The following is a 6,969-nucleotide window of genomic DNA, read 5'->3' as shown; positions in this document are numbered from 1 at the left end:
TTCTTGTTATAAATACCAGAATAATAAGCTACTGATATTCTCCATCTTTTTTATCTTTAATCCATCATAGCTAGCGATGCAACAAAGCCCGCTGGAATCCAGTCTTTATTATGCAGCCACTTGGTTAGAATTAAGTCTTCTGGATCCAAGTAGTCAAGCTACTCGGATGACGGGAGAAGGAGGCTGCTTGGATGACGGAAGAAGGGGCTACCTGGATCCTGGAGGGTGCAATTATTGTGCATGAATTTAAATGGCACAACTTATGACAATTATCTTCGCACCACAACGTTTGTGAGACTCAGTGTTTAGATTTACTTCGCCTATTCAGCTAATTTTTATTACAATTATAACAAAATAATTCTGATTTTAATGAAAACTGTATATGTATGTCAATCCTGTGGTCATAGCACTGGTAGGTGGGTAGGGAAGTGTATTGCATGTGACAATTGGGATACAGTTGTTGAGGAAATAGCAGTAAAAACGGGCAAAAGAAGTATATCTGCGCCAATTTTAATAAAGACGTTATCGGGTAGCGAAATTATCACTCCAAGTCGTTTTTTAACAGGAATAGAAGAATTAGATAGAGTTTTTGGTGGGGGTATCGTTCAAGGTGCTAGCATTTTAATTGGAGGCGAACCTGGTATTGGAAAATCCACCCTTTTGCTTAGAATTGCAGCTAATGTTGTGCAACTTTCCTCTTTTGAATGTCTTTATGTATCCGGCGAGGAATCTTTAGAGCAAGTGAGTCTCAGAGCAAAGCGTCTTAAGATAAATGAACCTAAAATTAAGCTTTTATCTACAGTGTCTTTAACTGATGTAGTAGCAACAATAAAGGAAAACAAAAGTATTAAATTCTTAGTAATTGACTCTATACAAACAATGTATGATAGCAGAATTACATCGGCACCAGGAACTGTAACTCAGGTTCGTACTTGTGCACATGAATTAACCATTCTTGCAAAACAATATGGTGTTTCTCTCTTGATAGTTGGCCATATAAGGAAAGATGGACAAATAGCAGGACCTAAAACCCTGGAGCATATGGTAGATACAGTACTATATTTTGAGGGTGAAAATAGTAATCAATATCGCATTTTGCGTACTATTAAAAATAGATTTGGCCCTGCAAATGAAATTGGTGTTTTTGAGATGTCTGAAGCTGGACTTGTGCCTGTTGATAACCCATCATCATTGTTTCTGATGGCCCATGACAGAGAAGTAGTTGGCAGCGCCGTATTTGCAGGAATTGAAGGTTCAAGACCAATTTTAATGGAAGTGCAAGCATTAATAGCAGGGACTAATATGGCAACCCCAAGAAGGGCAGTAGTTGGGTGGGATATTAATCGGTTGGCTATGATCATCGCGGTGCTAAATGCTCGTTGCAAAATGTTTTTGCATGATAAAGAGGTGTACCTAAACATTGCAGGGGGACTCAAAATACAGGAACCATCGGCTGATCTTGCTGTTGCTGCTTCCCTTATTTCAAGTGTAGTAAATTTACCGCTGCCAACTTCTTCAATAATCTGCGGTGAAGTTGCACTTTCTGGAGAAATTAGGAATGTCTCGCATGCTGATCTTAGACTAAAAGAAGCACAAAAGTTAGGATTCAAAAAAGCAATTATGCCTAAAAATGGTAATTACTCTTCTCATGATATTGAGATAATTAAGCTTGGTCACGTAAGGGAATTAAGAGAAGTCTTTAATTACAATTAAATAACGCTTCAGCAAATTCTTTACTAGTAAACTCTTTTAAGTCCTCTATACTTTCACCAATTCCTATAGCATGCAACTTTACCTTATAAGCTTCTGCAAGTCCAATTACTACTCCGCCCTTAGCGGTGCCATCTAGCTTTGTTACGATTAGCCCGGTAACATTGACCATCTTACTAAATGCCTCTAATTGGCTATAAGCATTTTGGCCGGTAGTTGCGTCAAGAACTAAAATAACGTCATGAGGGGCAGTGTCATCCAATTTCTTTATCGTTCTATATATTTTTGATAACTCCTCCATAAGGTTCACATTATTTTGCAGCCTTCCTGCTGTGTCAATTAGAACAACATCAACGTTATCTTTTATAGCTTGACTTACAGCTCTATATGCCACACTTGCAGAGTCGCTACCGTACTCTCCAGTAACAATCAAGCAATCAGAACGTTCTGCCCAAATGTTTAACTGCTCACTAGCAGCAGCTCTAAATGTGTCACACGCAACAAGCATAACGGATTTTCCCATCTCCTTATATTTATATGCAAGCTTACCTATAGTCGTGGTTTTACCATTACCGTTTACTCCGCATACCATTATTATATGTGGTTTTTTATTTAAAATTAACGGCTGTACAACTGGGCTCAATATAGCTTCTATTTCGTTCATTAACTGCTGTGTGATAATGTTATGTTCAACTTCCTTGTCAAACTTGATGCTTGTGAGCCTATCGATAATCAACTTAGAAGTTTTATGACCAATGTCCATGCTAATTAGCAATTCTTCTAATTCATCTAAAAGCGACTGATCTAATTTTTTTTTGCCAGAAAAAATACTTTTCACCCCGTCGCTAAAGCGAGAAGAAGTTTTTAACAAGCCTTTATAAAGGTTACTAAACAAACTCAAGGGAATACTCCTTTTTAAATTATAAACTTAATGACAACATAGAGACGCTGATTGTAAAGAAATACACGTATTATGTGTATTTGTAAAGTTAAACAGTCGTTTTACGGGAATTTTGAAAGTAAAAATCACGTAAAACGATTGTTTTCCTTTAGTTTTTAACCTAAATATGTTATAACGTAGAATAGCGGTTCACAGGTAATTTTATGAGTTATAATGAAAAAATTTTAGATCATTACGAAAATCCAAGGAATGTTGGCTCTCTGGATAAAAATGATCCAAATGTTGGTACTGGTTTAGTTGGTGCACCATCGTGCGGTGATGTAATGAAATTGCAGATAAAGGTCAATGACAAAGGTGTTATTGAAGATGCAAAATTTAAAACTTTTGGTTGTGGTTCTGCCATTGCTTCAAGTTCCTTGTTAACAGAGATGATAAAAGGAAAAGCTATTGAAGATGTAACACAGATAAAGAATACTCAAATAGTGGAGGAGTTGTCTTTACCTCCAGTGAAGATACACTGCTCGGTGCTTGCTGAAGATGCTATAAAGGCTGCTATTCATGATTATCAAAGTAAACAAAATAAAGGTGGACATTGAGAACTAAAGCATGAGTGAATATCAAGGAGTAAACGCTATAAAGAAAGATAAAAAACTTATTACTATAACTGCGAAAGCAGTAGAAAGGATAAAGTATTTATTGGACCAAAAGAAGCATACTAACCTTGAGAAATCAGAAGAAGCAATAGGAATAAGAGTGCTAATTAAACAAAAAGGATGTTCTGGTTTAAAATATGATATTGAATATGCGTATGATACTCGTCCTTTAGAGTCGATAATTGAGGAAAACTGCAGTGATGACCAAAAAGTTAAAGTGTTGATCGATCCAAAATCCGTCATGTTTATTCTTGGCTCTGAAATGGATTATGTGGAAGAAAAATTTTCATCGGGTTTTGTTTTCAAAAATCCTAATGAGAAAGGAAAATGTGGTTGTGGAGAGAGTTTTCATGTCTAGCAGCTATTTTACATTGTTTGAAATTGAACCAACTTTCAATATCAGCTTTGATGAGTTAGAGAAAAAATATATCGAGCTAAGCAAGACTGATATAAATGAAAGACAGTCCCAAAACATGGAAAATATTAACAGAGCTTATCAGATACTAAAGTCACCGCTAAAACGTGCCGAGCATTTGCTAGATTTTTTTGATGTGAAAAGCCAAAAGGACCACTTAAATTCTGAAATATTAAGTGAATCAATGGAAATAAGAGAATATTTGCTGGACTGCGATGATCTACAATTTGCAAGCAGGATGATTGATGAAAAAATAAAAGATTGTGTTAAAAACCTAATTAACACTTTTGCTGTAAAGAATTTTGATGGAGCTGCTACACAAGTCTTAAGATTGAAATATTTATATAAGTCATTTGAGGAGGTGAAAAAGAATGCAACCAATTCAAATTTCTGAACCAAATTCAAGTGAAGTAGTTTTTGGTATAGATCTTGGTACTACCAATTCTTTGATTGCTATGGTAAATAAAGCTGGTAACGTGGAGATATTTAAAGATGAACAAGGAAGAGAACTGCTGCCTTCTGCTCTTTCATATGAAAATAATACATTGAAAACTGGCTACGATGTCGGTCAAAATGCAATCTACTCAATAAAGCGTTTAATGGGTAAAAGTGTTGAAGAATTAAGTAAAGAAGGCGTCAATTTTGAAATAGATCATGAAAGCGAAAAAGTTATTAGAATAAAATGCGCAGAGGAAAAGTATCTTACTCCTATTGAGATTTCTGCTGAGATATTAAAAGCTTTATGTGAGAGGGTAAAAAAGTCTAAGGGGCTGGAAGTAAAAAAAGCAGTGATTACTGTGCCAGCTTACTTTGACGATTCAGCACGTAACGCAACCAAATATGCAGCAAGATTAGCCGGCATAGAAGTTCTTCGCCTCGTTAACGAGCCAACCGCTGCAGCGCTTTCTTACTCCATTGAAAAGAACAATAACAGTGGAATATATGCAGTTTATGACCTTGGTGGAGGAACATTTGATATTTCAATATTGAAATTACATCAAGGAGTGTTTCAAGTTCTTGCAGTTGGTGGTGACACTAAACTCGGTGGAGATGATTTTGATCATCTTCTGAGTTCAATTGTGCTTAATAAGTATAGAGAAAAGACTGGAGAAACCCCTAAGCAACTAAATTCCTTACTTATCGAATCACGCTCTGTGAAAGAGTACCTAAGCAATCACACTATAGGTATCTTCGAATTTAATGTTAACGGCAAGCCATTTGAGTGCGAAATTACCAGAGAAGAATTCGAGCAGGCAATCAGTTCTTTGGTCGATAAGACTATCAATATAGTCACTCGTACTATAAGTGATATAGATCTTAAAATTGATGATATAAAAGGAGTAATTTTAGTTGGTGGTGCGACTAGAACACCATTGGTTCAAAATTCACTAGTCAAACTCTTTGGAAATAAAGTACTAAATGACGTGGATCCAGATAAAGCAGTTGCCATTGGGGCAGCTCTGCAGGCTCATGATTTAATTTCGAGCTCAAAAGATAGGAATATTCTCCTGGATGTTTTACCTTTATCACTTGGCATAGAAACTATGGGAGGCATAGTTGAAAAAATCATACCAAGAAATACGCCACTACCAGTTTCAGAAATAAAAGAGTTTACAACTTATGTCGATGGACAAACAGCAATGAAAATTCACGTTTGTCAGGGAGAACGTGAAATGATAGAGGATAACAAATCTCTAGCGCAGTTTGAACTAAAAGGCATACCGCCACTGCCTGCAGGTTCTGCAAGAGTTGAAATAGAATTCACAGTTAACGTTGACGGAACCTTGACTGTTACTGCAAGAGAAAAAACCACCAGAATCGAGCAGACAGTTGAAGTAAATTCAAGTTTTGGCTTGAGTGAAGCTGATGTTCAAAATATGGTTAACCAGTCAATAAACAGCTTTGATGAAGATATGAAGGCTCGTTCCCTTGCAGGTGCTAAAATTAATGGAAATAAACTCATACACTTGGTTGAAAACAATAATAACCTTTCCACTGATCAAAAGTTGAAAAACCTATTACAAAACGCAAAAAACGCTTTACAAGGCAATGACTTGAATGAAATTAACAACGCTATCGCCGAGTTAGAAAATTCTTCTTTAGAGTTGTGTGAATTAACAAATAGGTAGAAAAAGCTTACACAACCTTGTGCAATACTCTATTTAATCTCAGAGCGACAGGTAGTCTGAAGTTAAATGGTAACCAATCGACCTTTCCTAATTTAAATGATAAACCAACTATGCTTACACGCCCAATGATATTTTCCATTGGTACAAAACCAACTTCAGGAAACCTGCTATCCAAAGAATTATTTCTATTGTCTCCCATAACAAAAAATTGATCGTTAGGTACATAATAAACCGGAGTGTTATATGATAGCTTATTAGAAATGTTATCTACCAAAATCTCATGCTCCTTGCCACTTAAAAGCGTTTCTATATATCTTGGTATGTTACGATTCGACTCATAATCAAAAAAACTTTCAATTTGCCTTCGCTCTACTTTCTGATCATTTAGGTATAATTCTCCCTCTATCATTTGCACTTTGTCACCTGGTGTTCCTATTACTCGCTTAACAAACCTGATGCTGTCATTTCTTGTGGGTTTGAAAACTACTATGTCGCCACGCTTTGGAGGGGTATAAAAAATCCTGCCGCTAAAAATGTTTGGAGAAAATGGAAATGAGTGTTTACTGTAACCGTATGAATATTTACTAGTAAAAATGTAATCCCCTTCAAGTAGGGTGCTTTTCATTGAACCAGAAGGTATATGAAATGGCTCGAATAAAAAACTACGTATTGATAGCGCAATCAACAGTAAAAAAAACAATGAAGATAAAAATCTTCCCGTTCTTATCACCCAGTTTTTGCTTAGTTCTTCCAACTTTTCCAACTTTGTTTTTCTTATAGATTAAGCTTATTATAATACATAAATTAAAAAATGGTAATATGAAATTTTACTTGTGAATGTTATTCCTCTATTCAAAACAATTTTAAAAAGGCGGTTCATTTCTTTCAACGGTGTCATCCAAGTAGCGTGACACATAACTGTACGAACATTGCAATTTGCAGGTGGCAGATGAAAGTAGCTGATACACATCTGTACGAACATTTGCTTTTGTTAAGGTAATATGGTGTTATGAAAGTAGCTGACACTGGAATGGCTTTGTTGCATCGCTACTTATGAAAGGCTAACTATAGTTAGGATTATAAGCAACTTATTGAAAATCTTGTTTTTTTGCAATCAATCTGATCAAATTTAAGAATAGTAATTTGTTATTTATATTAATA

General features: G+C 35.7%; 8 protein-coding genes. 6 read left to right on the top strand and 2 right to left on the bottom strand.

Features of this window, described 5'->3' with window-relative positions; translation table 11 throughout:
* The first annotated feature begins 76 nt into the window (after positions 1 to 76).
* Both OZD66_RS05910 and radA read left to right on the top strand, forming a co-directional pair.
* A complete protein-coding gene (locus OZD66_RS05910) occupies positions 77 to 244 on the top strand; it encodes a hypothetical protein (RefSeq protein WP_182367916.1) in 168 nt (55 codons plus the stop codon).
* 125 nt (positions 245 to 369) lie between these two features.
* On the top strand, positions 370 to 1,713 hold the full coding sequence (radA, locus tag OZD66_RS05905) for a DNA repair protein RadA (RefSeq protein ID WP_182367918.1): 1,344 nt from the start codon (positions 370 to 372) through the stop codon (positions 1,711 to 1,713).
* Here the strand turns inward: radA and ftsY are convergent.
* Positions 1,700 to 2,611 carry a signal recognition particle-docking protein FtsY gene (gene ftsY / locus OZD66_RS05900; RefSeq protein ID WP_182367920.1) on the bottom strand — a complete coding sequence of 304 codons (912 nt, stop codon included), beginning with the start codon at positions 2,609 to 2,611 and terminating at the stop codon, positions 1,700 to 1,702. The genes radA and ftsY overlap by 14 nt on opposite strands.
* Positions 2,612 to 2,814: 203 nt before the next feature.
* Between ftsY and iscU the strand changes: the two genes are divergently transcribed.
* Genes iscU through hscA form a run of 4 tightly spaced genes read left to right on the top strand, consistent with a single transcriptional unit; the run spans position 2,815 to position 5,808 of the window.
* Entirely contained in the window at positions 2,815 to 3,207 is a 393-nt protein-coding gene (iscU, locus tag OZD66_RS05895) for a Fe-S cluster assembly scaffold IscU (protein WP_182319561.1), read from the top strand.
* A gap of 10 nt (positions 3,208 to 3,217) precedes the next feature.
* Positions 3,218 to 3,622, top strand: a complete 405-nt coding sequence (locus tag OZD66_RS05890; protein WP_077188307.1) for a HesB/IscA family protein — start codon at positions 3,218 to 3,220, stop codon at positions 3,620 to 3,622.
* Positions 3,615 to 4,073, top strand: coding sequence for an iron-sulfur cluster co-chaperone HscB C-terminal domain-containing protein (locus tag OZD66_RS05885; RefSeq protein ID WP_182367922.1), 459 nt, complete (start codon positions 3,615 to 3,617; stop codon positions 4,071 to 4,073). The genes OZD66_RS05890 and OZD66_RS05885 overlap by 8 nt, the downstream gene beginning before the upstream one ends.
* Positions 4,051 to 5,808, top strand: a complete 1,758-nt coding sequence (gene hscA, locus OZD66_RS05880; protein ID WP_182367924.1) for a Fe-S protein assembly chaperone HscA — start codon at positions 4,051 to 4,053, stop codon at positions 5,806 to 5,808. The genes OZD66_RS05885 and hscA overlap by 23 nt, the downstream gene beginning before the upstream one ends.
* 7 nt (positions 5,809 to 5,815) lie before the next feature.
* Here hscA and lepB read toward each other — a convergent pair whose 3' ends face one another.
* Positions 5,816 to 6,562: a signal peptidase I gene (lepB, locus tag OZD66_RS05875; protein WP_077188309.1), complete on the bottom strand. Its 747-nt coding sequence runs from the start codon at positions 6,560 to 6,562 to the stop codon at positions 5,816 to 5,818.
* Between the last annotated feature and the right edge of the window lie 407 nt (positions 6,563 to 6,969).

The organism is Wolbachia endosymbiont of Drosophila baimaii (assembly GCF_028982185.1).
In the GTDB taxonomy this organism is placed as follows: Bacteria; Pseudomonadota; Alphaproteobacteria; order Rickettsiales; family Anaplasmataceae; genus Wolbachia; species Wolbachia pipientis.
The sequence above is the reverse complement of the archived record's forward strand: the minus strand, read 5'-3'. Positions and strand labels throughout refer to the sequence as shown.

What these genes read in the sequence shown, in the direction of transcription:
- iscU (WP_182319561.1), top strand. Translation starts at nt 2,815, where the DNA reads ATGAGTTATAATGAAAAAATTTTAGATCATTACGAAAATCCAAGGAAT.
- hscA (WP_182367924.1), top strand. Translation starts at nt 4,051, where the DNA reads ATGCAACCAATTCAAATTTCTGAACCAAATTCAAGTGAAGTAGTTTTT.
- radA (WP_182367918.1), top strand. Translation starts at nt 370, where the DNA reads ATGAAAACTGTATATGTATGTCAATCCTGTGGTCATAGCACTGGTAGG.
- OZD66_RS05890 (WP_077188307.1), top strand. Translation starts at nt 3,218, where the DNA reads ATGAGTGAATATCAAGGAGTAAACGCTATAAAGAAAGATAAAAAACTT.
- OZD66_RS05910 (WP_182367916.1), top strand. Translation starts at nt 77, where the DNA reads ATGCAACAAAGCCCGCTGGAATCCAGTCTTTATTATGCAGCCACTTGG.
- OZD66_RS05885 (WP_182367922.1), top strand. Translation starts at nt 3,615, where the DNA reads ATGTCTAGCAGCTATTTTACATTGTTTGAAATTGAACCAACTTTCAAT.